17 protein-coding genes and 1 tRNA gene are annotated in these 24,780 nt (G+C 39.9%); 10 read left to right on the top strand and 8 right to left on the bottom strand.

Annotation, left to right across the window (positions count from 1 at the left end; genetic code table 11):
- The first annotated feature begins 449 nt into the window (after positions 1-449).
- Together KZP23_RS04250 and KZP23_RS04245 are read left to right on the top strand one after the other, a co-directional pair.
- The gene (locus KZP23_RS04250) at positions 450-2,000 is read left to right on the top strand and encodes a hypothetical protein (RefSeq protein ID WP_226334887.1); all 1,551 of its coding nucleotides are present in this window, start codon (positions 450-452) and stop codon (positions 1,998-2,000) included.
- A gap of 276 nt (positions 2,001-2,276) precedes the next feature.
- Positions 2,277-4,112 carry a glycine-rich domain-containing protein gene (locus KZP23_RS04245; RefSeq protein ID WP_226334886.1) on the top strand — a complete coding sequence of 612 codons (1,836 nt, stop codon included), beginning with the start codon at positions 2,277-2,279 and terminating at the stop codon, positions 4,110-4,112.
- 32 nt (positions 4,113-4,144) lie between these two features.
- Here the strand turns inward: KZP23_RS04245 and KZP23_RS04240 are convergent, their stop codons facing one another.
- The 4 genes from KZP23_RS04240 to era all read right to left on the bottom strand — a co-directional run bounded on the left by KZP23_RS04240 (position 4,145) and on the right by era (position 7,377).
- The gene (locus KZP23_RS04240) at positions 4,145-4,783 is read right to left on the bottom strand and encodes a SprT-like domain-containing protein (RefSeq protein ID WP_226334885.1); all 639 of its coding nucleotides are present in this window, start codon (positions 4,781-4,783) and stop codon (positions 4,145-4,147) included.
- Between the two features lie 70 nt (positions 4,784-4,853).
- The gene (locus KZP23_RS04235; RefSeq protein ID WP_226334884.1) at positions 4,854-5,075 is read right to left on the bottom strand and encodes a hypothetical protein; all 222 of its coding nucleotides are present in this window, start codon (positions 5,073-5,075) and stop codon (positions 4,854-4,856) included.
- Between the two features lie 78 nt (positions 5,076-5,153).
- Positions 5,154-6,467 carry a ribosome biogenesis GTPase Der gene (gene der, locus KZP23_RS04230; RefSeq protein ID WP_226334883.1) on the bottom strand — a complete coding sequence of 438 codons (1,314 nt, stop codon included), beginning with the start codon at positions 6,465-6,467 and terminating at the stop codon, positions 5,154-5,156.
- A 19-nt stretch (positions 6,468-6,486) separates the two neighbouring features.
- Positions 6,487-7,377 carry a GTPase Era gene (gene era / locus KZP23_RS04225; RefSeq protein WP_226334882.1) on the bottom strand — a complete coding sequence of 297 codons (891 nt, stop codon included), beginning with the start codon at positions 7,375-7,377 and terminating at the stop codon, positions 6,487-6,489.
- A gap of 137 nt (positions 7,378-7,514) precedes the next feature.
- Here era and KZP23_RS04220 point away from each other — a divergent pair.
- The 6 genes from KZP23_RS04220 to KZP23_RS04195 all read left to right on the top strand — a co-directional run bounded on the left by KZP23_RS04220 (position 7,515) and on the right by KZP23_RS04195 (position 16,181).
- A tRNA-Met gene (locus KZP23_RS04220) sits at positions 7,515-7,587 on the top strand.
- Between the two features lie 838 nt (positions 7,588-8,425).
- Entirely contained in the window at positions 8,426-10,798 is a 2,373-nt protein-coding gene (locus KZP23_RS04215) for a TonB-dependent receptor (protein ID WP_226334881.1), read from the top strand.
- Between the two features lie 12 nt (positions 10,799-10,810).
- Complete coding sequence (locus KZP23_RS04210; RefSeq protein ID WP_226334880.1) at positions 10,811-12,043, top strand: DUF4374 domain-containing protein; 1,233 nt, start codon at positions 10,811-10,813, stop codon at positions 12,041-12,043.
- Between the two features lie 81 nt (positions 12,044-12,124).
- Complete coding sequence (locus tag KZP23_RS04205) at positions 12,125-13,342, top strand: PepSY-associated TM helix domain-containing protein (RefSeq protein ID WP_226334879.1); 1,218 nt, start codon at positions 12,125-12,127, stop codon at positions 13,340-13,342.
- 519 nt (positions 13,343-13,861) lie between these two features.
- Positions 13,862-15,604, top strand: a complete 1,743-nt coding sequence (locus tag KZP23_RS04200) for a PAS domain-containing protein (RefSeq protein WP_226334878.1) — start codon at positions 13,862-13,864, stop codon at positions 15,602-15,604.
- Between the two features lie 139 nt (positions 15,605-15,743).
- Positions 15,744-16,181 (top strand): UPF0158 family protein, encoded by a 438-nt coding sequence (locus KZP23_RS04195; RefSeq protein ID WP_226334877.1) that lies wholly within the window; start codon positions 15,744-15,746, stop codon positions 16,179-16,181.
- A gap of 18 nt (positions 16,182-16,199) precedes the next feature.
- On the opposite strand, the gene KZP23_RS04190 is transcribed toward KZP23_RS04195, so the two are convergent.
- The 3 genes from KZP23_RS04190 to KZP23_RS04180 are packed head-to-tail and all read right to left on the bottom strand — an operon-like array spanning position 16,200 to position 20,035.
- On the bottom strand, positions 16,200-17,066 hold the full coding sequence (locus KZP23_RS04190; protein ID WP_226334876.1) for a universal stress protein: 867 nt from the start codon (positions 17,064-17,066) through the stop codon (positions 16,200-16,202).
- Positions 17,063-18,652, bottom strand: a complete 1,590-nt coding sequence (locus tag KZP23_RS04185; RefSeq protein WP_226334875.1) for a BCCT family transporter — start codon at positions 18,650-18,652, stop codon at positions 17,063-17,065. The genes KZP23_RS04190 and KZP23_RS04185 overlap by 4 nt, the downstream gene beginning before the upstream one ends.
- 12 nt (positions 18,653-18,664) lie before the next feature.
- The gene (locus tag KZP23_RS04180) at positions 18,665-20,035 is read right to left on the bottom strand and encodes a porin (RefSeq protein ID WP_226334874.1); all 1,371 of its coding nucleotides are present in this window, start codon (positions 20,033-20,035) and stop codon (positions 18,665-18,667) included.
- Positions 20,036-20,373: 338 nt separating this feature from the next.
- Between KZP23_RS04180 and KZP23_RS04175 the strand changes: the two genes are divergently transcribed.
- Positions 20,374-21,957: a M1 family metallopeptidase gene (locus KZP23_RS04175; RefSeq protein WP_226334873.1), complete on the top strand. Its 1,584-nt coding sequence runs from the start codon at positions 20,374-20,376 to the stop codon at positions 21,955-21,957.
- A gap of 66 nt (positions 21,958-22,023) precedes the next feature.
- Here KZP23_RS04175 and KZP23_RS04170 read toward each other — a convergent pair whose 3' ends face one another.
- Complete coding sequence (locus KZP23_RS04170) at positions 22,024-23,268, bottom strand: dipeptidase (protein WP_226334872.1); 1,245 nt, start codon at positions 23,266-23,268, stop codon at positions 22,024-22,026.
- 386 nt (positions 23,269-23,654) lie between these two features.
- On the opposite strand from KZP23_RS04170, the gene KZP23_RS04165 reads away from it, so the two are divergent.
- Positions 23,655-24,545 (top strand): SMP-30/gluconolactonase/LRE family protein, encoded by an 891-nt coding sequence (locus tag KZP23_RS04165; RefSeq protein ID WP_226334871.1) that lies wholly within the window; start codon positions 23,655-23,657, stop codon positions 24,543-24,545.
- The last annotated feature ends 235 nt before the right edge of the window (positions 24,546-24,780 follow it).

The raw sequence follows: 24,780 nt of genomic DNA, 5'->3' as shown, positions 1-24,780 counted from the left end.
GTTTGAAGACTGAAGACCGAAGGAGTTGATATTTTAATTAAAACGAACATTTCGATTCGCTTTTAACTTTTACTGGTGCAATTGCGGATATACATATTTTATAAAAAGGTATCTCACGGATTTCACAGATTAGCACGGAAAAATACCGTTAACTCTGTGAAAACCGGAGTAATCTGTGGGAAACAAACTTATTTTGTATGAAACATGTATTAAATATTATCTGCTATTCGAGTAAGAGAAAATTGATAGATTATTTAGGTTAAAATTCAGGTTGCTTTTATTGTTTTTTTTAATCCTCTCTGGGTGTGGTTCCCCGGAGAGGATTTTTTTGTGAACTGCATTTTTTTAGGGCTGAACATTTTTTATTTACACTTCAAAAAGCTAAATTATATATTTATAATACAGAAAAATATATGTAAAAATACATTTCGGTTTTTGATTCGTTGATCATGAAAAATCTACCTTTCATATTTTTAGTGATTTTTCTGGCGCTTTTCTATCAAGGGAAGGTGTATGGGCAGAGTTGTAACTGCCATCCGGTTAATGACTTGACGATTACTATTTCAGATAGTGATAATGGAAGTCATGATGCTGCTGGAAAAACAAATGTATGTATTGAGGGTGCTGGTACCTTTTCAGGAACAATCACCAATTTATCTGTAGGTGCAATAATTTGTATTGATGAAGAGGTTACTTATGAATTTAGTAGTGCAATAACAGATAATTCAGATCCAGACTGGGGCCAGATTTGGCCCGGTACATGGACGATAAATAATTATGGTAAGTTTATTGGGAATACAGTGATTACTATTCAAGATGGTCAAGTATTTAATAATTATAGTTATGGGGATTATGAAGGTTATGGTGATGTGGATGCAGATTTGTTAGTGGAAGCTGGATTTTATATCCGGCCGGGAGGAGAGGGTCGTGATGATAACGATCAAATAAATATAGTGGGTGAATTTAATAACTATGGTTCCATAAATGTTTCAGGTGATATAATAAATGATGGGGAATTCATTTCTGGTGAAGGTGCCATAACCAACGTAGGTAATGAGTTTCATAATGAATCGGGTTTCACGGAAACCTATTCTATTTTGGTGTATGGGGAAATCACAAATACTGGCACTATCAATTTAGGAGGGGTTATGGAGTCTGTAATTGGTGGTTTTGCAAATCAAAGGAACTCCGATAGTGGGACTGTTGTTACGATAAATTCTTGTGCATTAATTAGGACAGCAGGAGTGATAAACGGTAACGGAGGTGTTTATTCTCAGTCAGATGAGGTCAATAATTTGGTGCTTTATTCTTATTCCGAGGAAGAAGATAGATATGATGAATATTTTGAGGGTGAGCCTGAAGAGTTCGTTTTAAATGGTGAACTTTTAAGTGAAGGAGATGCTTGTTTCAGTATTCTTCCGGTAGAGTGGAATGATTTTCTAGTGGAGCTTTTAATTGATGCCAAGGAAGTGAAAATACATTGGTCCACATCCAAGGAATGGGAAAACAGCCATTTTGAAATCGAGCGATCTATAGATGGTGTAGGTAAATACCAGGTGATAGGAAGAGTTGATGCTGTGGGATGGTCGGATTTGATTTCTTATTATTCTTATAAGGATACGGAATTGCCTATTTATGCGGAAAGACTCTATTACCGCATCAGGCAAATGGATTTGGATGGAAGTTATTCCTACAGTAAGACTTTGTTGGTCGAGATGCCTGAGATCAATTATAAGTACGGGGTATGGAAGGCATTTCCAAATCCCACAAAAGGCGAAATATTAAATCTGATATTGGCCAAAAAAGAGCAATACGATGGTGAAGTAATCAACTTTAGGATTTTTAATACTTTAAATGCCTCAGATTATAAGAAAGTAAATTCTTTGGTGGAACTGAATCAAAATATAGCAGAAACTGTCCGTGATTTTTCTAATGGATTGGTGGTGATCGAACTGCGTTGGGGAGAAAATGTAGAGTATATAAAAGTAATTAACAGGTAAATAAAGCGCTATATTGTCGAAATGAACGGTAAAAAACAGGAAAAACTATTTTTACTTGTTTCAGTTTTTATATTTTTGTTTGTGGATAGGGCTATTAGTTTTTAAGCTTGGCTCTAATCAAAGATAGCCTTCCCAATAAATTATTTGTCACTCTATTATTATGTGCGCGGCCCTGATTCTATGCTTTTTAGAAATTGGAAACAAATAACTGAACTAAAATGTGTTTCTTGTTCATTTTTTTGTAGGACTTCTGTTTTAAGGGGGCTTTTGGTATTCATGCTCTTTCTTCTGGTACCAGCCATAAATGTCGCTGCCCGTTGTAATACTTACGTGATAGCAGGTGATGCTTATACCGTGAATGTGGACTTAGAGATGGTAGAGGTGGTTATCAATGATGATAAATGTTTTACAGAAGGAGGGTATAATTATGACATTATAATAGACTATAATGTCACTTTTACCGGTGGTAGTCCAGTTTTGTATACCTTACAGGGCTATGCAGGATGTAATGATCTTTATTTCAATTTGCCAAATGAAGGTGGCAGTGGAAGGCTGGTTTCAAGTGGGAATGCTTGGGCCAATTGTGCCGTGGCGCCTTCCCTTGCAAATGTGGGCTGCAGTAGTATAGATTTGGTCATAGAGGGGCCTGGGATATCTTCCCGGTCAGTTACTTTAGATTGTGATGCCCCGTTGGATGCCGAGGAATGTTTCGAAACATTTTATGCTCCAGATGGTACGGGGATTTTATATGTTTATTACTGCGATGGTGTGTTTACGATGCCACAGGATTATGATGATGTGGAGGTTTTGATCGTGGCCGGTGGCGGTGGCGGTGGGCTTGGGGAAAGCGCTGGCGGCGGTGGCGGTGGGGAGGTGCACTATCAGGCTTCCATGATGCTTAATCCTGGTTCGAGCTATCAAGTGGCTGTAGGGAATGGGGGCAAAGGAGCGCTTTTGTCATCGGAGGCAGGCCATAATGGTGGAAATTCAAGTTTTAATAATTGGGTGGCCAAGGGTGGCGGCGGTGGCGGCACTTCTTCCAGCAATTCCGATATTGCTAAAGGAAAAGTCGGCGGGAATGGTGGTGGCGGTGCTGCAGATTCAGGATTGAGTTTTGATGGAGGAAGTGGAAATGGCAATGCTCCCAGTCATAGCCATGCAGGCGGAAATGGACATCAAAGTGGTTCAAGTAATAACCGTGCAGGCGGTGGTGGCGGCGGAGCAGGTGGCATGGGGAACAGTGGGGGAAATGGCCATAACCCCGGTGATGGTGGGCCTGGCAGGCAAATTGATATGTTTTCTGGCTTTCCAGAAGTAACGATTGGAAACCTGTTTGCCGCTGGTGGTGGTGCTACAGGAAGGCAGAATAATGGGGATAAGCGGTATTCTGTAGGAGGTTCTGGCATTGGTGGTGATGGCAATTCCAATGGGGAAGGCGGTTCAGGAAAGGAAAATACTGGTTCAGGTGGAGGTGCTGGATTGACCAAAGGAGGGAAAGGGGCCGATGGTGTTGTAGTGGTCAAACTTGGAGCAAAGATTTTACCGGTAGTTTGGGGAGAGATAAATGCGGAATTATTGACTGATCAAAGTGGGATACAGCTTAATTGGACCCTGTTGGAGGAGCTGGCTGTGGATCACTATGTAATAGAACGTTCGATCGATGGTGTTCAGGATTTTAGCGAAATAGGGAAAGTAAGTGTTCAAGATGGAGCGCGTTTATCGTACCAGTTTAAAGATATTGAATTGCCTCATCTAGGGGAAAGAGTATATTATAGGTTAAGACAGGTGGATGTTTCTGGCAAACATTCCTACAGCAAAACGGTATCTGTATTATTGCCTTCAGTGAAGAGGACCGAGGGTTTTTGGAAGGTCTTTCCCAATCCTGCAAATGGTCAGGAGGTTAGCTTGGTGTGTAAAAGGAAAATTGATGAGGTACAAGCATTTAAGCTCATTGTTTATCATTCTTTTCATCAATCTGAAGAAATAGTTGCAGACTCTATTGATCAATTAAATAGCCAATTAAGATATGTATTGGGAAGCATGGCATCTGGAATTGTGGTCTTGGAAATTCGTTGGGAAAATAGAAAGGAATATATAAAGCTGATGCTTTGAATGGCCAAGGACTGCTGATTTGTTTTTATGTTTTAAGCATTATTCTGTTCTATTTTAATTTCCGCATTTCCAGAGATAAGAAATTGTCTTCCAGAGGTAATTTCTTCACATAAGATTCTTGTGCGTCTAGGTTGGACTTTTTTAAATTGGCGGCCTTTGATCTCAAATATGGTTCCTATGCTTACTTCATTCAGGTAGGTAGGGTTAAAATCTGTATTTTTTTGGTCATATTTTCTTAATTCCTTGCTCAGCCAGAAATCAGCTCCAGTGCTAGCTTTGGGGTTGAGCATATGCCTTTTTAGTGGGAGTAGAATATCCTTGGGGAAAATCAAGTCAGATAATAAAGGGTCCAAGAGTAGTTGAAATTGTCGCTTCCATTCTACCCCATGTGGTTTGATTTTGATGCCAAAAAGTTTAAAAGTTCGGTAATGGGCCACTTCGTGGATATAGGTGATGAGGAATTGATAGGGATTAAGGTCGTGGTTGATGGTTATTTTTTGGATTTTCTGGTCTGTCCTGTACCTGAAGTCACCAAGTTTGGTTTGTCTGGACCTGCTGATATAAAAGTGGAAGGGGTCTTCTGCCCAAAGGTCCCAGCAGTACTGCACAGCATTTTCTGGTACTTTTTTTTTGAATATGCTTAAGATTTCCAGTTTTGTATTGTTTTCCATCCGAAGGCTAATTAAATAAAAAAAGAGCACTGATTGCTCAGTGCTCCCATGAAATTTCAATAAAGCTTAATTAACCATTGAGGTCTTCAAGAGGTTCCTCTGTAGTTTCCTCTAATGAATCAATTAATTCTTCCACGGATTCATCCAATTCTTCAACTGGTTCTTCAATGGTTTCTTCAACCTCTTCAGGCTGAACTTCGATGATCTCCTCAGATTGTTGAACATCTTTTTTGCCACATGATGCGGTCAATGCCAGACCGGAAATGGCAAACATCACGAATAGTTTTTTCATGTGTTGAATTATATTAAAATAAGCTCGCAAATGTACATCTACGAAACAATATTTTTATCAAAAGCATGAAAAATATTTTTACTTTTTCTTATACGTAATTTTTATTGGAACTCCCTGGAAATCAAAATGTTCTCTCAGTCTGTTTTCTAGGTACCTGGTGTAAGGGGCCTTCAGGTATTGAGGAAGATTACAGAAGAAAGCAAATACCGGATTTTTGGTCGGCAGCTGAGTGATATATTTGATTTTTATATACTTTCCTTTGTAGGCTGGCGGTGGATAACGCTCGATTTCAGGAAGGATCTTATCATTCAGTTTAGAGGTGGATATTTTCCTGGTTTTATTGTCATAAACTTCCACGGCCAGTTCGATAGCTTGGAAAATTCTTTGCTTGGTGATCATGGAGGTAAAGATGATGGGAATCCACTTGTTTTCTCCCAATTTCTCCATCATGTTTTCCTTGAACTTGTCCATAGTCTTGTGGTCTTTTTCAATTAAGTCCCATTTATTGACCATGATCATGATGCCTTTATTGTTTTTGATACCTAGGGAAATCAAATTGACATCCTGTGCTTCCAGGCCTCTGGTAGCATCCACCATCACGATGATGACATCAGAGTCTTCCAAGGTACGCAGGGAGCGCATTACCGAATAGAATTCGATATCTTCTTTTACTCGGGATTTTTTTCTGATCCCAGCAGTATCTGTGATGATAAAGTTTTTACCATATAGTGTGTAATGCGTGTGGATCGCGTCTCTGGTAGTCCCCGCTTCATTGGTGACGATAGATCTTTCAGATCCCAATAGTGCATTGAGGAATGAGGATTTGCCAACGTTTGGCCTGCCAAGAATGGCTATTTTGGGAATGCCAAGGTCAGGGTTTTCTTCGCCATTATCTTCGAAATGAGTAATCAGTTCATCCAATAAATCACCAGTTCCACTACCACTTACGGCTGCAATAGGGAATATTTTTTCATTGCCAATACCCAGTTCATAAAACTCATTGGCCATGAACATCCTTTCTTGCGTGTCTGCTTTGTTGGCCACTAAATAAATAGGCTTTTTGGCTGATCTCAGTTCATTGGCAAATTCCTTGTCCAGATCTGTTAGGCCATCAATACAGTCCACCACGAACAAGATGACACTGGCTTCATCCAAAGCAAGATTTACCTGCTTTCGGATCTCGGCTTCATAGACATCGTCCGATCCGGTAACATATCCTCCTGTATCAATTACAGAGAAAAACTTACCTCCCCACTGTGCATGACCATAATGTCGATCGCGGGTGACTCCGCTCACATTATCTTCAATGGCTTTCCGTTCTTCTATCAGTCGATTGAAAAAAGTAGATTTCCCTACATTTGGCCTTCCTACTATTGCTACGATATTAGACATCTTTTCTATTTCCTTTATATTATTGGTCGTAACCAAATTTTCTTAATTTATTTTTATTTTTTCTCCAGTCATCCTCTACCTTCACATGAGTTTCAAGGAATACTTTTTTGCCAAAAAACTCTTCCAGGGCCTCTCGGGCGAGCGTGCCCACTCTTTTGAGTGCTTTGCCTTTTTCGCCAATGATGATACCTTTTTGGCTGGATCTTTCTACGAAGATCAGCGCCCTTATTTTGATGATTTTGTCATCCTCTTTGAATTCGTCAATGACTACTTCGGAGCTGTAAGGAATCTCCTTTTTGTAATTGGTAAATATTTTTTCCCTGATGATTTCAGAGGCAAAAAAACGTTCTGGTTTATCCGTTAGTTCCCCCTTGTCATAATAAGGAGGGTGGATGGGCAGTCGATCAAGGATTTCCTGAAGAACTCTTTCAATATTAAAATTTTCGGTAGCTGAAATAGGTATAACTGTATCTGCTTTGATCCTTGCGGTCCAATATTCGGTGACTTCTTCCAGTTTGTTCTCTTTGGAAAGGTCTATTTTGTTGATGACCAATAATACAGGAACTCCTGAAACATTGATTTTTTCAATTACTTCCTGGATTTCCTCTTCAGTTTCATACAGGTCCGTTACAAAAACGATCACATCGGCATCCTCCAGAGAGAGGTTGACAAAGCTCATCATGCTTTTGTGCAATTCGTATTTTGGCTTCAGCATACCTGGAGTGTCCGAAAAAACAATCTGGTAGTTTTCGTCATTCATTAATCCCAGTATACGGTGTCTGGTGGTCTGTGCTTTGGAAGAAATAATAGAAAGCCGCTCACCCACAAGGATATTCATTAATGTAGATTTACCTACATTGGGTTTTCCAATGATATTTACGAAACCAGCTTTGTGTGTTTTTTCGGTCATATGAATAATTTTTTACAAAGGTACTTGATTTTTCATAATATCTACTTACCTTTGTATCACAATAAAGGAAACAGGGAGTCAGAAATGCTTGCTTCACCTTTAAAATCTGAAAAAGATATAAAATATTTAAGATATATCGCGGGATGGAGCAGTTGGTAGCTCGTCGGGCTCATAACCCGAAGGTCACTGGTTCGAGTCCAGTTCCCGCTACTACGAAGGATGCCAATTGGTATCCTTTTTTTGTTTTAGGATTTTTTTAATAGTTGGCCTAAATAGAGAATTGGGATCAGTTCTAAAAGTTAGGAATCAGGCAATATTTCTGGGGTGGATAATTTGAAACTTAAATTTTGTCTACCCTTGTCAGATCAAGTGTAGTTTAAGTAATCAACCAGCCTAGACAATCAATTGCGTAAAAGGATGAACACAGATGTATTATAAATAAGCATCTCCGTGTTCATCCTTATCTATCAGTGGTTAATAAATAGCGCATATCAAAGTTAAAATAGACTGTTTTTCTCCAGCTTTTCGGCTTGGTCCGAGAATCGACAAAATTTCCGGAGAAAATATTAAAATGCTGCTTTTAAAGATTTCAAATCTAAATTATAATCGTTCAATGCTAGCCTAATCGAAAAAAAACTAAAACATCTGGGTTATTGTATGTTCGTCGGTGGACAATTATTGTTGACCATTGATAATAAGGTGATGGCCACTGATATTTGGTTTTAGGCTTGAGTTTGTAAGGTTTTACCTGCCTTCATCTGTAGGGTTAAATATGTACTGTCGAACTGCCTAAAGGACGGTATTGAAGATGGTTGATCCCCAATTTTTCCTCATGATCAATGTAAATAGGGGAAAATATATGAATTGTGAATAACAATAGGTATTAACTATTAAAATAATTTAAAATTTCTTGCATCAAGAAAATCGTTTTTGATACCTTTGTTTCAATTTAAAATTAATCTAAATAAAATAAATAAAGGAAAGCCATGTAGCTGCCACTACATGACTTTCTAGATAAACTACTTCTTAATTCTCCAATTAAAAAGCTATGCAATATAAGAAAATATTGTTGACGGGATGGCTATTTGCTATATTCTATAGTATTGCCTTTTCGCAAGGAACAGCGACAATCACAGGGATAGTAATTGACTCTTCCGGCCATCCACTGCCAGGTGTGTTGATCAAGGAAAGCACTATCTCCAAGGGGACGGTGACCAATGCCGCTGGTGAATTTGTTATTTCTGGTCAAACCAATTATACCTATACCTTCACTTTTAGTTTTTTAGGGTTTGAACCCCATGAAGAAACCGTTAGGGTAGGTGATTCCAATCCTCAATTGAGGATTGTTCTTAGGGAATCACAACAGGATTTGGCAGAATTCACTGTAACCGGAAAATCGATCATACAGGAAATCGAAGAAAAGGCCTTCAATGTGGACGTGATCGATGCTAAGAAACTCTATAATACGAACCTTGATTTGGGACATGCGCTTGATCGGGTATCCGGTATCAGGGTGAGGGAATCTGGTGGAGTAGGTTCGAATATGAACCTTTCGCTTAATGGCTTTACAGGTAGACAGGTCAAAATCTTTATCGATGGGATACCTATGGAAAATTTCGGTTCATCCTTCCAGCTGAACAATATTCCTATCAACTTGGCGGAAAGAATTGAAGTATATAAAGGAGTGGTTCCTGTCAGTCTTGGGGCGGATGCCCTTGGCGGTGCCATTAATATTATCACCCGGAAATCCGGCAAAAGCTTTCTGGATGCTTCTTACTCTTATGGCTCGTTTAATACGCACCGGACGGCGGTAAATGCGGCGTATGTAGCTCCTTCAGGGTTTACACTTGAAATGAACGCTTTCCAAAATTTCTCGGACAATGACTACAAGGTTAAGGTGGATGTGGCCGACATTAATACAGGACAATATTATCCTCAGCAAACCGTAAGGCGTTTTAACGACCAATACCACAATGAAACACTGATCACCCAGATTGGTGTGCAAAATAAGCCCTATGCCGATCGCTTATTGTTTGGCATTACCTTGGGCAAAATGTACAAAGAAATTCAGACCGGGGCCAGACTGGTAAGCGTTTTTGGAGATTGGCACCGGAAAGGGGATATCATTATGCCTACTCTCAAGTACCGGAAGGAGAACCTCTTTACCAAAGGCCTTAATGTGACCTTTAATGCCAACTATAATCTTGGAACTGAACAGAATATTGATACGGTACACAGAAGGTATAATTGGTTTCAGCAATATAGGGAATACGATACTCCAGGTGGAGAAAGAAGTTATAGCATGTACAAGTACAAAAATAATAATGCCGTAGGGTCATTTGCAGCGGATTATATTATTAATGAGGTACATAGCCTTTCGCTTAGCAATACCTTGAATACTTTTAATAGACAGGGAAGCGATCCTCTGTTTCCCGATCAAGACAGGTATCAACAACCACGGGAAACGGTCAAAAATGTTTTGGGACTGGGCTATCGTTATCAGCCTAATACCGATATGAGTATCTCGGTCTTTGGGAAACAATATCATCAATCGAATTATTTTGCCAAGGCTTATAATCCTACAGGGAATTACGGGGATGTCGCCTATACCAATACCCGGGAGAATTTTAATTATGCAGGATATGGGCTGGCAGCCACCTATTTCATTAACCCGAATGTCCAATTAAAAGCATCTGCAGAGAAGACTTACCGCCTTCCTGATCCCCAAGAACTCTTTGGTGATATGGTTAACCTTGAGGGAAATATAAGCCTAAGACCGGAAAGTAGCTATAACTATAATTTGGGTGTATTCTATAATAAAGTATGGACACCTGAACAGCGTTTGGAGGTGGATGCAAATCTGCTCTTCAGAGATGCTAAGGATTTTATCCGGGCGCGATTGAATACCAATCAATCCATGCAGGTGATGGATAACCTCTTTAATGTTACCAATGCAGGTTTTGAAGTAGACATGAGGTATTTCCATAGCAGCAACTTCACTGTGGGAGCCAATCTTACCTATCAAAACCTAAGAAACAATACGCGGTTTGATGAGGGGCAAACAGTGGAAAGTGTAGTGTACAGGGATCGAATTCCCAATATGCCCTATCTCTTTGGTAATGCCAATGCTTCTTATACCATCAAGGATGTCCTGTCCAAAGACAACCACATCGTGATTGGCTATAATTTGCTCTATGTTCATGGCTTCTACTTGTATTGGCCAAGCTTGGGCAGTGACAAGCTTGATGTGCCCAAGCAGGTCAGCCATGACCTGAATGCCACCTATACTTTTGGAAAAAACAATCGCTTCCAGTTTACTGCTGAGTGTAGAAATCTATTGGATAGTCAATTATACGATAATTTCAGCTTGCAAAAGCCTGGGCGAAATTTCAGTGGAAAAATCAGATATTTTATTTATTAATTACCAAAAATCATGAGAAATCAATTAAACAATTGGCTAGTAGCAGGTGCGCTGGCTTCATTTTCTTTGCTAGGCTGTACTGACGATGAGGTGGTAGATGGCCCTGCAGGAAATGTTTCAGAAAGTTTTGTTATTGCTTCAACTCCTACTGCTTCGGATGGGGTGGCTGATTACCTCCTGACTACAACATCGCTTACTTCAGGTACCATTAGCACAGTTGCAAATGGTATTGAGCAGGACGGAACCTATCGTTATTATATCACTATCAATGATAAGTTCTTTAGCCTATTATATGGGCAGGGGAATCCAGGAGCCGTGACCACCTATGAGCTGAACAATCAGGGGAAATTAACAAAGCAGTCCAATTTCCAGTCCGAAACTGTTCAGGCTTTTGCAGAGGTCGACGATGATCTCCTAATGATGAAAATTCCTCGCTCTGGTGCTGAAGATGCTACTTGGTACCAGATGGATACAGAACTGCTTCAGATTACGGATGATGGTCTGACCAATATCGTTGATGTGGCTAATAATGGAGAAAGGGCACACTTTACTTGGCTGACTCAAGTGGGAGACAAGGTGTTTGCCCCGTATATGAGTATTAAGGGCTGCTGTGACGATACCTTTGGTACCAATTACCCGGACAGTGCCTGGATAGCTGTCTATGACTACCCAAGTATGGAGCTGGAAAAAGTGATCAAAGACAATAGGACAAGTTATATCGGCAGGTATTTCACCGAAGGACTGACTGTTGTAGAAAATGGGGATGTGTATGCTTTCTCTTCTGGTGTGGCGACGACCAACGGAGAAGGGAGTTCTACACTTCCTTCTGCCTTCCTGAGAATCAAGGCCGGTGAAACTGAATTTGACGAAAGTTACTATTTCAATATCGAAGCCGTGGCAGACGGTTACCATGTTACCGATAAAACGTATCTGGGTGATGGTAAATTTGTAGTCCATATGCACAATGAAAAAGGTGCTTATACTACAGGAGCAAGACTTGGTATAGTAAATGTCCATGAAAAATCCTTCAAGTGGGTGAGCGGAACACCAGCAGTAGAAAAGGTGCTAAGGGTAACCACTAACAATTACTCCTTGATGGATGGCAATACAGCTTATATTGGGTATACCACAGAAGAAGGCAGCTGGGTGTATGAAGTAGATGCAGAAACAGCCGTGGCCACTCAGGGGCTTAAAGTAGAAGGCGGTACCATTACTGCTATCAGCAAATTGAATGTAGCTGAATAATTGACATTTATATAGCCGTCGGCAAAGGAACAGCTCATTGCCGGTGGCTTTTTTTGATCATCACCTGTTTATCCAAAAGTCATGAAACCAATGAATTCCAATAAAAGCACAAAGAAAAACCGCTCATTTTTTTATCGAATATCTGCGTGGCTACATCTTTGGTTAGGTTTAGTGTCAGGAATCGTAGTGGTTATCGTCAGCTTGACTGCTGCATTATTGACCTTCGAGGAAGAAATTCGGCTGATATTTGAAGCCGAGCATGAGAAGGTCTCTAAAATAGAAGGCCAAAAACTCTTGCCTCCTTCCGAACTTGCAGTAAGGGTAAAAGAAAAATATGGTTGGCCTTCAGTTTATGGGGTTATGTACCGGGGAGAGGGTAGAAGTGCAATGGTCCCTTACTATGAGGACAGGTCAAACTATCAGCAAGCTCTGATCAATCCTTACACGGGTGAGGTATTGCATAATAGAAAGTTAAATGATGATTTTTTCAGGTTCATGTTGATGGGGCATTACCAGTTGTGGTTACCCAGACCAATAGGAAAACCAGTAGTTGCATATAGCACACTGATCTTTGTCATTACCTTGGTCACTGGTTTGGTTCTTTGGTGGCCAAAAAAATGGACCAAAGCAACCAAAAATGCCAGTTTTAAGATAAAATGGCCGGCAAGCCCCAAAAGGTTCAACTATGACTTGCACAATGTAGTTGGCTTTTATTCCCTGCTGATCGCCTTGGTATTGGCCCTTACCGGTATGGTTTATGGCATGAAATGGTTTAGGAGCAGTTCCTACTGGGTAGCTTCTGGAGGTAAAACTGAGGTGTTTGAACGAATGCATTCAGATACAACCTTGGTGGCAGTAGAAGGCCAAGTGGATGAAGATGTACTTATGAATAATTTGCTGGAAAGTGGTTTTGATCCTGATGAAAGTCGTTTTAGTATTTTCTATCCTAGAGGAGCATCTGGTACTTGGAATTTACAGGTAAACTCCAGCCTTATCAATACCTTTAGAAGCCGCAACTACCATTTTGAGCAGGGGAGCTTGGATCTGCTTAAAGTAGATCCGGAATTTTCTGAAGCTAATGGTGGAGACCAATTGATGAAACTGAACTATGACCTTCACCTAGGCTTGATTGGTGGTATTTGGACCAAGATCATCGCCTTTTTGGTATCTATCGTTTCGGCTAGTTTGCCAGTTACAGGATTTATTATTTGGTGGGGAAAGGAAAAGAAGAAACGGAAAAGCAAGGTAAAGGCCAGGAAAAAAGTACAAGTAAATAGAAAAATGGCGGTTCCCGCTTGATAAGTTTTATAAATGTAAGTAGTTGATGACTAGGTGGGTTCGGTATTTATGTTTTTTGATTTTCAATGTATTGGGGGGAGGGTATGACCTTTTACGTTTTTATTTTAAGCATATAGCGTTGACCAAAACGGGGAGTGTATTAGGATGTACATAATGATTTTTATAGTGTGGTAATTTTTGAAGTTGATTAATAGCGTTATTGTTGGACTTTCGTTTATACCATTTCCCAAGTTTTTGGATTTGAAACCATGAAAACTGGAATTATTAAAAAGTGTACGGTGCAAATTTGTAAATAAATGGTTAAAAAAACGGTACGAAATTACATTATTTGTAAATGAAATTCAGTGTTATATTGTTTTGATTTAGTGTCATGTATTTTCTTTACAAAAAGAGGTTTTTAGATGACATAATATTGTGTTTTTTGTTAAGCTGATGAATAATTGTTGAATTTTACAATTGGTCAGGTTGGATAAGTGGTTGGGAATGCTTTTAGAAAATTGATGTTTTATTCTATAAAATATGGGGACGGATTTTTTATTGGCCTTTGTGTTGCTACATGAGCTTCCTAGGTTATTTGGTTTTTTTGGTGTATTCCTTATTGGGATTAATGCTTTTTTATTGGTTTTTGCCATCATTAAGTCAGAAAGCATTAAGACCAACAAGGTTTGTTATGGGCTAGCGATCCTTTGTCTGCTCGTTCAGGTGAATATGCTAGGGTCAAGTTTGGGATTTTCTCAATTGAGTGGAGCTAATAAATACCTTGAAGTTTTGTTAGGGGCGGTGCTTTTACATTTTATTCTGGGAGTTTATGAGCAGCTTAGCAAATGTCCTGTGCTTTTATCCCTTAATTATGGATTTGTGGTTTTTTTGACACTTGCGTCCTTACTGATGGGGGGAGAAGGTCCGAGTACAGTAAGTTTTAATGTAGGTCCTGAGCACTTTGTTTTCGATATTATATATTTCGGATTTTATGTTCAGATAACGGTGGCATTAATTTATTCATTGACCGGTATTTTAAGAGGGGATGGGTTCCATTCATTTTGGAAAATTTCGGTCATTTTGAATTTGGGAATAGGTTTGTTTCTGTGGTTATACCTTTTTATGGATTCATTGGCTGCTGAGATTTCTTTTTTTTCGCTCAAAGCATTTTCCTTCGCGATACTAGGCTTTACAGGTCTATGGGCGATGTTTGAAAAAAGCAGAATAAAGATGAAAATGAGTTCTGATAGAGATGTCTTTTTGGAGAAATTTAAGGTTCCTGTCCTTTTGATATCCAGTTGGGGGGGAGTTTTGAACTTGAATTCAAAAGCCAGGTTGTTTCTTGGTACGGGAAATGGGAAGTCCATTCCTCAGCTTATTGATATTGTATCATGTTTTGAAGAGAAGAGAAGATTTGAGGATAAATGTATGCAGCTATTGTTTGGAAGTACTTGTAGGAAATTTTCCTTTGAGGGAAAAAAGCTGGGGGGAAAAATAGGACGAATATGGGCAGAAGGGCAGTTGTTGGGCATTGAGGGGAGCGAAGATGAGCAGCTATTATTGTTTTTGGAGGATGATGTGGCTTTAATTTCCGAAAAGCCCAAAGTGGATGATTTTGATGAGGTTTATCAAATAATTTCCAGTGTTTCTAGTGAAGCGATGTGGCAGTATGACGTGCAAATGGACAAGTTGCTATTTGGTGATGGATTTAAAAACCTGTTTGGTATAGATCTGGGAAAGCAGGAAGTTGGTAAGGATTATATACGGTCCAGAATTCATCCGGATGATTGTGAAAGGGTTTTTAAAAATCTGGAGGAAATCACATTGGATTTGGAAAGGACGGCGTGGGAACATGAATACAGGTTTCTTAAGGAAAATGGAGAGTTTGCCCGAGTAAAAAGTAGGGGGTATGTTCTCCGAGATGCAGACGGGCGTCCTGTCAAATTTTGTGGAGCCATGCAGGATGTTACTTTTATCTATCAATATTTGAAGAAGATAAATGCTCAGAAAGCCTATTTTAGAGAGATTATCCAGATGCAATCCCATGATGTGAGGGAGCCACTTACCAGAATTATGGCTGTGGCTAATTTTATTTTGGAAAATGGATATTCTGAGTTAGAAGAAAAGGAGGCATTAAGGATCATTGCCAATAGTTGTCAGGAATTGGATGGGATGATTCACCAAGTGATAGAGAAGGTAGAGCGGGCACAGATCGACACAAAATTTATTGAGTTGAATAAGGGAAAAGATAGTCTAAAAAATATTGGGGATATGGTCAAGTAGTGAAATTATGGCTTTACTTTTTATTAGGTCCTTGTAGGGCAGTAGAAACGGATTAATTTTTTTATAATATTATATCCTGATTATTTGATTTTAGTGCAGGGTTATTTAATTTTCAAGCATTATACACTTAAATAAAGCAATGCTCAGCTTATCTGAAAAAGAAATAGAAACTATTGCAAAATATTTGCTAAAAGGAAAGGTTTGTTATTACCAAGAAGACAAGAAACTGATCCATCACCTGCCTGATGAGGAGGAAAATTTTAATGAAGATCTGACTGAAGAAGAGGAGGATTTACTTGATGAGATCGACGCAGATCCGATGAATTATGCCGAATTTATTAAGATGGAGCCTGCCCAGGAGTCTCTGATCATGGACCAGTTTACGGAGCAGTTTGTGGAAGATAGGTCCTTTCAGGAGGACTTATATGATGCCTTGACCAAGAGCAAAGCGATGGAGAGATTTACCTTTTTAATAGAGGAGTCCAAAGCCTATAAGGATAAATGGCTGGAGTACCGTCGCATGAAATACAAGGATTGGGTGATGGAGCAGATCGATAGTTATAATGTACAAGAATAAATAAAGGGCCTCGGCCCTTTATTTTTTTACAATTAAGACCGGAAGATTTTTTTCATGTGAGATCAATTGTTCCGTGACGCTGCCGATTAAGAGGTCTCCTTCGTCATTTCTTCCTTTATTTCCAACAATGATAAGGCTAGAGGAAGTCTGTACGGCAAAATTATAGATCAGTTTGCCTATGTTTTGCTCATTGTCTTTGATGATGGATAAGGCGGTGCTGAAGCCATGCTTTTTTTGTAGTTTTTTGTATTTTGATAGGGCTTCCGCCTCCATATCGGCACTGATTTGTTGGTAGTTTTTGATATAGGGAAAATATTGGCGGCCAATCTTAAGGATGCTGACGGGGTGAATATTGCTATGGGCGATTTCTTGGAATTTTTTAGCAATAGGAATGATTTTATCCGAGTAAGTGCTGAAGTCAATAGCAATGGTGACATTTTCAAATATTGGCTGGCCGATTTCAGGGACAAACAAGGTGTTACAGTGTGAAAGCCTGACCAGTTTAGCACTTAAAATGCCCGACCCAATATAGCTTGTCTTTTTCCCATAAATAATAAGACTATAGTCTTGGCGGTCTATATAATCAGAAAAATCTTCTACGTCTGGATTGGAATGGATATGGCAATTTATCTGTGGGCCATTCTCGATGTGGAAATGTTCTTGGGTACTTTCTATTAATTCACTTTCTATTATTTGATCTAGTGATTTTCCCAGTTTGGGGATTAGGGCACTGATATCATCAGGAAGTTCTTCTAATTCCATCAGGTGCAGGATACTGAGGTGTTGAAAAGGGATCAGGTCGTGCAGCTTTTTGAGATAAGTGAGGAGTACCCCATCCATTTCTGTCAGGTCCAGGCAAACAGCTATATTTTTTATGTTTTTCATTTTTCTTGTCTTTTTTGAAGGGTTTTTTGGATGACCTGGTTCAGGTTCTTTTCGTAGGATTTTTTGTTAAGTTCTTCTTTGAGAGCCTGGTTACGGGCGTACTCTTTTTGTAATCCCTTATGGAGGCTATAGACCATTATCAGTAAAACTATCAGGAAAGGCAGGCCTGTGGTTATTGCGGCTGTTTGTAAAGCGGTGAGTCCGCCTCCTACCAGCAATACCGCAGCCACTCCACCTTCTGAAAGTGCCCAGAATATCCTTTGGCCTACGGGGGCATCCAGCTTTCCGCCTGCTGTAATACTGTCAATTACCAAGGATCCGGAATCTGATGAGGTGACAAAAAAGCTGATGACCAACAGGACGCCCACCATGGACCCGATTGTTTTGAGCGGGAACTGATTAAGGTAGACGAATAGCGCAGTGGCTTCATCGGCAATGATGTTTTTGGCTAATTCATGCCCTTCATTTTGAAGATCCAGAAATATGGCACCTCCACCCATGGCCGTAAGCCAAAGAAAGGTGAGTAATGCAGGGACCAATAAAACACCAAAGATAAATTCCCGAATGGTCCTTCCCCTAGAAACCCGGGCAATGAACATGCCGACGAAAGGAGACCAAGATACCCACCATGCCCAATAGAATATTGTCCAGTCTCCCTGCCAGCCATTGTCCCTGTATGCTTCTGTCCAGGTGGACACAGTAATGATTTCATTGATATAATTGCCGAGGTTTTGTACCAATGATCTGAAAATGAAAAGGGAGGGGCCTACGATCAAAATGAAAATCAGTAAAATCCCTGCAATCCTGACATTCCACTCGCTGAGGAGTTTTACGCCCTTGTCAATACCCGAAAATACACTGATGGTGGCAATTCCGGTAATTCCTGCGATGAGCAGTACTTGAGTAGTGGTGCTATTGGGAATGTCGAATAAAAATGAAAGCCCGCCATTGACTTGTTTTACGCCTAGTCCCAAGGAAGTGGCCAGGCCAAATAAGGTGGCCAAAACAGCCATAACGTCAATAACATCTCCAATCCAGCTATGAATTCTCTCCCCAAGTATGGGGTAAAAGACGGATCTAATCGTCAGAGGTAACTTCCTGTTATAGGTAAAGAAGGCAAGCGAAAGGGCAACAATGGCATAAATTGCCCAAGCATGAAAGCCCCAGTGAAGAAAAGTGAGGTTCATTGCCCGTGTCGCAGATTCTATGGTGTAGCCTTGTCCATAGGGAGGGCTGGCATAGTGGGAGACAGGTTCGGCTACTCCCCAAAATAAAAGCCCGATGCCCATGCCCGCGCTGAAAAGCATGGCAAACCAAGAAGAAGTGGAGAATTCTGTTTCTGCGTTTTTACCGCCTAGTTTTACGCTGCCATATTTGCTAAAACCCAAATAAAAGCAAAATACGATAAAGGCATTGATGGATATTATGAAAAGCCATCCGGTTTTATCCGTTATGAAATGTTGGATGTTGTTGAATACCTGTTCCATGGGTTTTCCCACTGATAAGGTAATCACGATAAAAATGATGATCAGTATGGAGGCGGGCCAAAATACGGGTGCATGGACGTCAAAATATTTTTTATTCATAGTGCTATATATTTAGAAATAATAACCCAAATTGATGTTTAGCCGGGTGTTCCAGCCCGGTTTTGGGTCGATAGGGTTTGTTTCAGAAATGGGCAAATCATATTGTATTCCTCTTCCGGTTCCAAGTGCGTGGCCGCCAAATGAGTCACTGATCCATGGATGGTTATATCCTGAGGCAATGTCTACATAGGTATATATTTTCCCTGCGGTAATTAAGGCGCCCAAGACGTTTTGTTGGGTTTTTCTAAAAGGGAAAAGTTCATTGCCTAAATTTATTTTTCCAGGTTTGTGTATATATGTATAGTCATTATAAATTTGGATATTGGAGATAGGGCCCCAATTAGTCGGGATATCATAGGCCAAGCCTATAAGGTATAAAGAAGCTTCTGAGGCCACATCATAAGTGCCAAATCCATAGGCACCCATTTGGAGACTTGATAGTAAGGTGCCATCATCATTTTTAACTTTGTTGTATTTATAGTATATGATCTCCGTTTTTAAATTCCAACGGTTTTGCTGCCACTCAGCATGGATAGCTCCTGCAATTTGATTCCCTTTGTTGGCAGTACTTTGATTATAAATTTCCATCCACTGGGTGGATGTGCCTAGCTGAGTGTTTCCTAGCTGATAAGTAGCTCTTAGATTAAGTTGGTTTCTCTCAATATTACTTTCTCCCGGAATGGGAACCACATCGTATGAATACCTAGCACTGGAATATGCGCCAAAATCAGGGTCATTGGTGCCTCTGGGTTCGGATAAGGGGAAATAGGCAAAATTAAATGTCCATTTGTCAGGTGTATAACTAAGGTTAAAGCCCATTTGGTGGTCATCTTCCAGTCCCAAATAATATGGGGCTTGAAACCACCAGCTGTGCGAGGCGTAGGTCAGCAATCCAAATGGAACCTGTGAAATTCCCATTTGTAAATTCCATTCGGGATTGAAGCGGTAGCCTATCCAGCCATATTTGATAAAGTGGGTGTTGAAGGTGGGATAAAAGCGATATTCAAAAGAAAATTGCAATCCATCAGCATAAGAATCTACATTGATCCTCCATGTATCCCATGTCCACTCGTTTCTGGAAGCTGTTCCGAGAGGAAAGGTCTGTCCCTCATAAAAACTGTAAATGGCGTTTAGCCTGAGTGCTCCGCCGATTTTTAGCCAAGAGGTGTCCCTGTTTATTTCTTTAGCTGCCCAATTGCCCCTTTCAAGGCTTGTTTTACTGGTTCCATAGTCTTTTTGAAAAACTAATTGAATACTTTTATTTTCTTTAATGCTGTCGGATTTGTATAATGTACTACCCAAGGTGGAGGTACAGATGAATACAAAAAATAAGGCACATTGCTGAATCAGGCGCTTCCAAGGAATAAAAGTTTTTACATTCATTTTACGTGGTTTAGAAATTTAATACAGAAACAAGTGAGGGGCCTGTTGACCGGTAATTAATCTTTTAAACCATATCAGTGACAATAAATTACCTATAATAGTGCTAAAAAAAAATAATAAGGTGATAATAATGGACTAAACAGGGTTTTGTAACCCAGTACTGAATAGTTTTGCAAGCTTTTCAATTCGGAATGTTAGCCGCTCTATGATGGTGTTTAAGCTTATGTTATTTGTGTAGCAAAATATCTTAGGCTGCTTATTTTTGAATGGCTTAATGCTAAATTTGCATAAGGACAATAGGTCAAGGTTTTTGGGATAGAAACATTAAAGAATCACTGATGAGACAGTTTTTGATGATATTTTACCTGCTAATGATTTCTTACAATGCTCTTTATGCGCAAGCAGAAGGAGGATGGTCATGGGGAGGAGAAATGGATCCTTTGCAGCGTAAGTTTAGGGTACAGCATTATTCTCTGGAAATTGAAATATTGCCTAGGATCGAAGGGATCAATGCGAGCATGGAGATGTTATTTGATGCAGATGAGGATTTAGATACTTTGCGCTTGGACCTAGTGGATAATTTTGAGGTGCTCAAGGTGGAAACTATAGGGCAGGAGCTTGATTTTAGTCACCAAAATGATCTGCTTGATGTCTTTCTGAAGGCACCCAGCAATAAGGTGAAAGTTTTTTATAGGGGTAGGCCCCCGGTTGCTGAAAACCCACCATGGTCAGGAGGCTTTACTTGGAGTAATGATGGCAGTGGAAACAGCTGGGTAGGGCTATCTTGTCAAAATGAAGGGGCAAAGGTTTTCATGCCCTGTCTGGATCATCCTTCTAGCAAGGCCAGTCAAGGTGTTGACCTATATTTTAAAGTCCCTTTTCCTTATTTTGTGGCTTCCAATGGCATTTTGTTAAATCAAGAAACTAGTCTAGGGTATAATTATTTTCACTGGGCATCGGCTTATCCCATCCATAATTACGGGATCAATTTTACCATGGGAAGGTTTGTGGAAAATGCAAAGGAATATACCTCGCTTTATGGTAGAAGTATTCCGATGAAGGTGTATTTACTGGAGGAGCATAGAAATATGGCGGATAAGTTGATGGGGGTTTTGGAAAGAAGTGTCCAGACCCAAGAGAAATATTTCGGGGAATATCCTTTTGCAGATGATAAGATAGCAGTTGTTGAGACTCCATATCTGGGTATGGAGCACCAAACCATCAATGCCTATGGTAATGAATTTAATTTTGTGACTGTAGGAGGAAATGATTTTGATCCCTTGCTTCATCATGAGTTAGGGCATGAATGGTGGGGCAATAAAATGTCGGTGAGAGACTGGGGGGATTTTTGGATTCACGAAGGTTTTTGTTCCTATGGGGATTTACTTTATTATCTAGCACAGGAGGGGCAAGTGGCTTACCAAGAAAGGGCCAGGCTTTTGGCAAGTGGTATCAAAAATGAGCAGCCGCTTGTATTGGGTAAAAATATCAATTCTGATGAGGCTTATCAAGGGGATATTTACACTAAAGGCGCTTTTATTCTCCACAGTTTGAGGTTTGTATTGGGTGATGAGTTGTTTTTTCCATTGATCAAAGGCTTTATCGAAAGGGAAGAGTTTACCTATGAAAATCAGGTGAGCACCAGTGATTTTATTGATTTTGTAGCCAATTATTCCGGGAAAGATTTACGCGGTTTCTTTGATATATACCTGTATAGTACCGAGTACCCCGAGGTAAAGATCAATCAAAAGGGAAAGAACAGGTATGATGTGTCTTTGTCCAATATTGATTTTGCACTCCCCATTGAAATAAAAACTTCTGAAGGGGTGGAAAAGGTGGTGCTTTCAAAAAGTCCTGTAAGATTGAAAAGCGATACACCAATTGAAGTGGATCCCAATGGATGGTACTTGTTGGAAAAGTGATTGAAATAAATGGAAAATTCCCCAATGCTAACCTTAGCAGGTACCGCATTGGGGAATTTAGCTAGTTTAGCTAGCGGCTTCTTCCACGGCTTTCCATACCCTAAAGACATTCTTGTAGCAGATTTTTTCGATGTCTTCTCTGCTATATCCTCTTTTTAGCAGTTCCGCAATGAGGTTGGGGTACATAGAAACGTCTTTTAGCCCATTGGGCAGAGAGTCTCCCACGCCATCAAAGTCAGAGCCAAAACCTACGTGTTCTATGCCGATTAAACTTACAATATGATCAATATGGTCTGCCACCAAGCTTACATCGGGAAATACATTATGCTCTGCAAGGTACTTTTTGATATATACTTGGGCTGTAGAATCGCTTCTGCTCAGTTCATTTTGTGCCAGCCAGTTGACAATATGTTCTCTGACAGAGGCCGTTCTTTCGTTATAATCACCATCGATGAAGCTGCCGCCGAAATTGATCATGATGACACCATTGTTTTTTCCTAGTGCTTTGACCATATCGTCATTCATGTTTCTTTCAAATCCAGGTGTGAATTTTCTGGAGGAGCTGTGTGATGCGATGACGGGGACATTGGTCAGCTCCATTACATCATAAAAGGTATCATCCGAAACATGGGAAATGTCCACCATGATGCCTACCTTATTCATTTCCTTGACCACCTGTTTACCAAATTCAGAAAGTCCGCCATGGGTTCTGGTAGTGTCGTAGGAGGAATCGCCAATGAGATTGTCCTTGCCATGGGTAAGCGTAATATACCTGATGCCTTTTTCATGAAAATAGGCGACATTGGAAAGGTTGTTTTCTATTCCTGCCCCATTTTCCATTCCCATGGGCAAAGAGACTTTTCCTGCTTTGAAATTGTTTTCAATATCATCAGGACTATAGGCCATGGCAAATTTTTCCGGCCAAGTCTCGGCCAATCTTTTGGTCATTAAAATAAGTGAGTCCGCCAGAATTTTTGCCCCTCCAGTTTGCTGGTACCTAGAAGGTAAATAAATGGACATAAAAGGGGCATCTAAGCCTCCTTGCTTTGCCCTGGGGAAATCGAAATTGCCCCCATCTGTTCTAGTGGAAACATCGAGGATTTCTCGTTGTAGGGTAAAGCCACCTACTTTCATTCTGTAGGGTAAATCCACATGGCCATCCACCATGATGGTTTCATGGGCAATGGTCTTGGCATATTCGAGCCTTTCCTCATCCGAAACCGTGGTATAATCAATTTTTTCCTGGTTTGAGTTGCAGGAAGAAACCGAAAGACCAAGCAAAAATGCGCTAATGGTAAGATAGTTTTTCATATATGGAAGTTTAAATTTATTAAAAGGATGGTGTCAATTGGTGGGGAATTATTGCTTTAGGTTAATTTATGTTCCTTGGGACGTGGCTGTAACAGTGTTTTGAAGTTAAAATTACAGGGATTTTGGGTAGGTATAAAATGTTAAATGCCGCACGGCCAATACTAAGATTAAATATGCTAAGTCATTTCGGATATAGCAAGTGATTTTCATGGATTGCTTAAAATTCTGAGGAGAAAGTGTGGGAGGAAGGTTTTTCTAAGTTGTTAGAGGTGTTAATTTGTTCCATGATAAAGTATTTTATGCAATAAGCATGTTAGTAGGTGATTATTTTCACTAAGTTTATTTTAGTATTTTTAATGTTATAACCAATAAAGTTCAATGTGACCATGAAAAAAACGAACAATTTTCTGATTATGATGATGCTATCTCCAGTTCTGTTTTGGAACTGTGGAGGAGAAAGTAAAAAAGTGGCTGAGGAAGAAACCCTGGTGGAAGTTGAGGAGGAGAAGGTAGAGCCTAGCCTGACGCTTTTATGGGAGACTCCCGAAGAACTTACTACATGCGAATCGGTTTTGGTCGATGAGGATACAGGAATCATTTATGTGTCCAATATTGCAGGTGATCCGAGGGAAAAAGATGGTGTTGGCTTTATCTCCATTATCAATAAGAATGGGGAGATTGAAGAGAAGGAATGGGTGGCCGGAATAGATGCTCCAAAAGGCATGGGCATCCTTGAGGGTAAGTTATATGTGACCAATATTGATGAGTTGGTAGAAATTGATATTGAAAAGGCAGAAATAGCGCATCGCTATGCCGTGGAGGGAGCCGGTTTTCTGAATGATGTCGATGTTTATGGAGGGAAGGTTTACTTTTCAGATATGGAGACAGGTAAAATCCATGTTTTGGAAGCGGGTGAAATCAGTGAGTATGCAGCAGAGCAAAAGAGTGTTAATGGTTTACGGCTTGATGACGATGGTATTTTATACAGTTTGGATGGAGCTGGGCTCAAAAAGTATAGTGAAGGAGGTGCTGTAGAAGTGCTTAATAGCGAAGTCACAGGTGGTGATGGTCTGATTGTTTTGGGGGACAATGATTTTCTTGCCAGCAGATGGATTGGAGAAATATGGATAGTCCAAGACGGGTCGGCTACAAAATTGTTAGATACAAAGGATGCTGGGGCCAATACTGCAGATATTGGTTATCTTGAGAAGGAGCAAATAGTGTTGGTTCCAACATTTATGAAAAATAAGGTGACTGCTTATAAGTTAAGTTATTGATCCCGAACACTAAAAGAAAATAAGGGGGGAGTGAATTAATTTTCACTTCCCCTTTATTTTTAGTATTTGCTGTATATAAGTCGGATTTTATAGTGGTTAAGGGTGTGAAAAACAGAGAATTATACCTACGAGATCTTTAATGGATAAATTTTAGTATATAATAAATAAAGTTTGATAAAATATTTGAATAGTTATAACTATATAATGTGAAAATTCGAATGTAAGTTTATGGTGT

This window comes from Echinicola marina (assembly GCF_020463795.1).
GTDB classification, from domain to species: domain Bacteria; phylum Bacteroidota; class Bacteroidia; order Cytophagales; family Cyclobacteriaceae; genus Echinicola; species Echinicola marina.
Note: the sequence above shows the minus strand (reverse complement) of the source record. Positions and strands in the feature narration are given on the sequence as shown.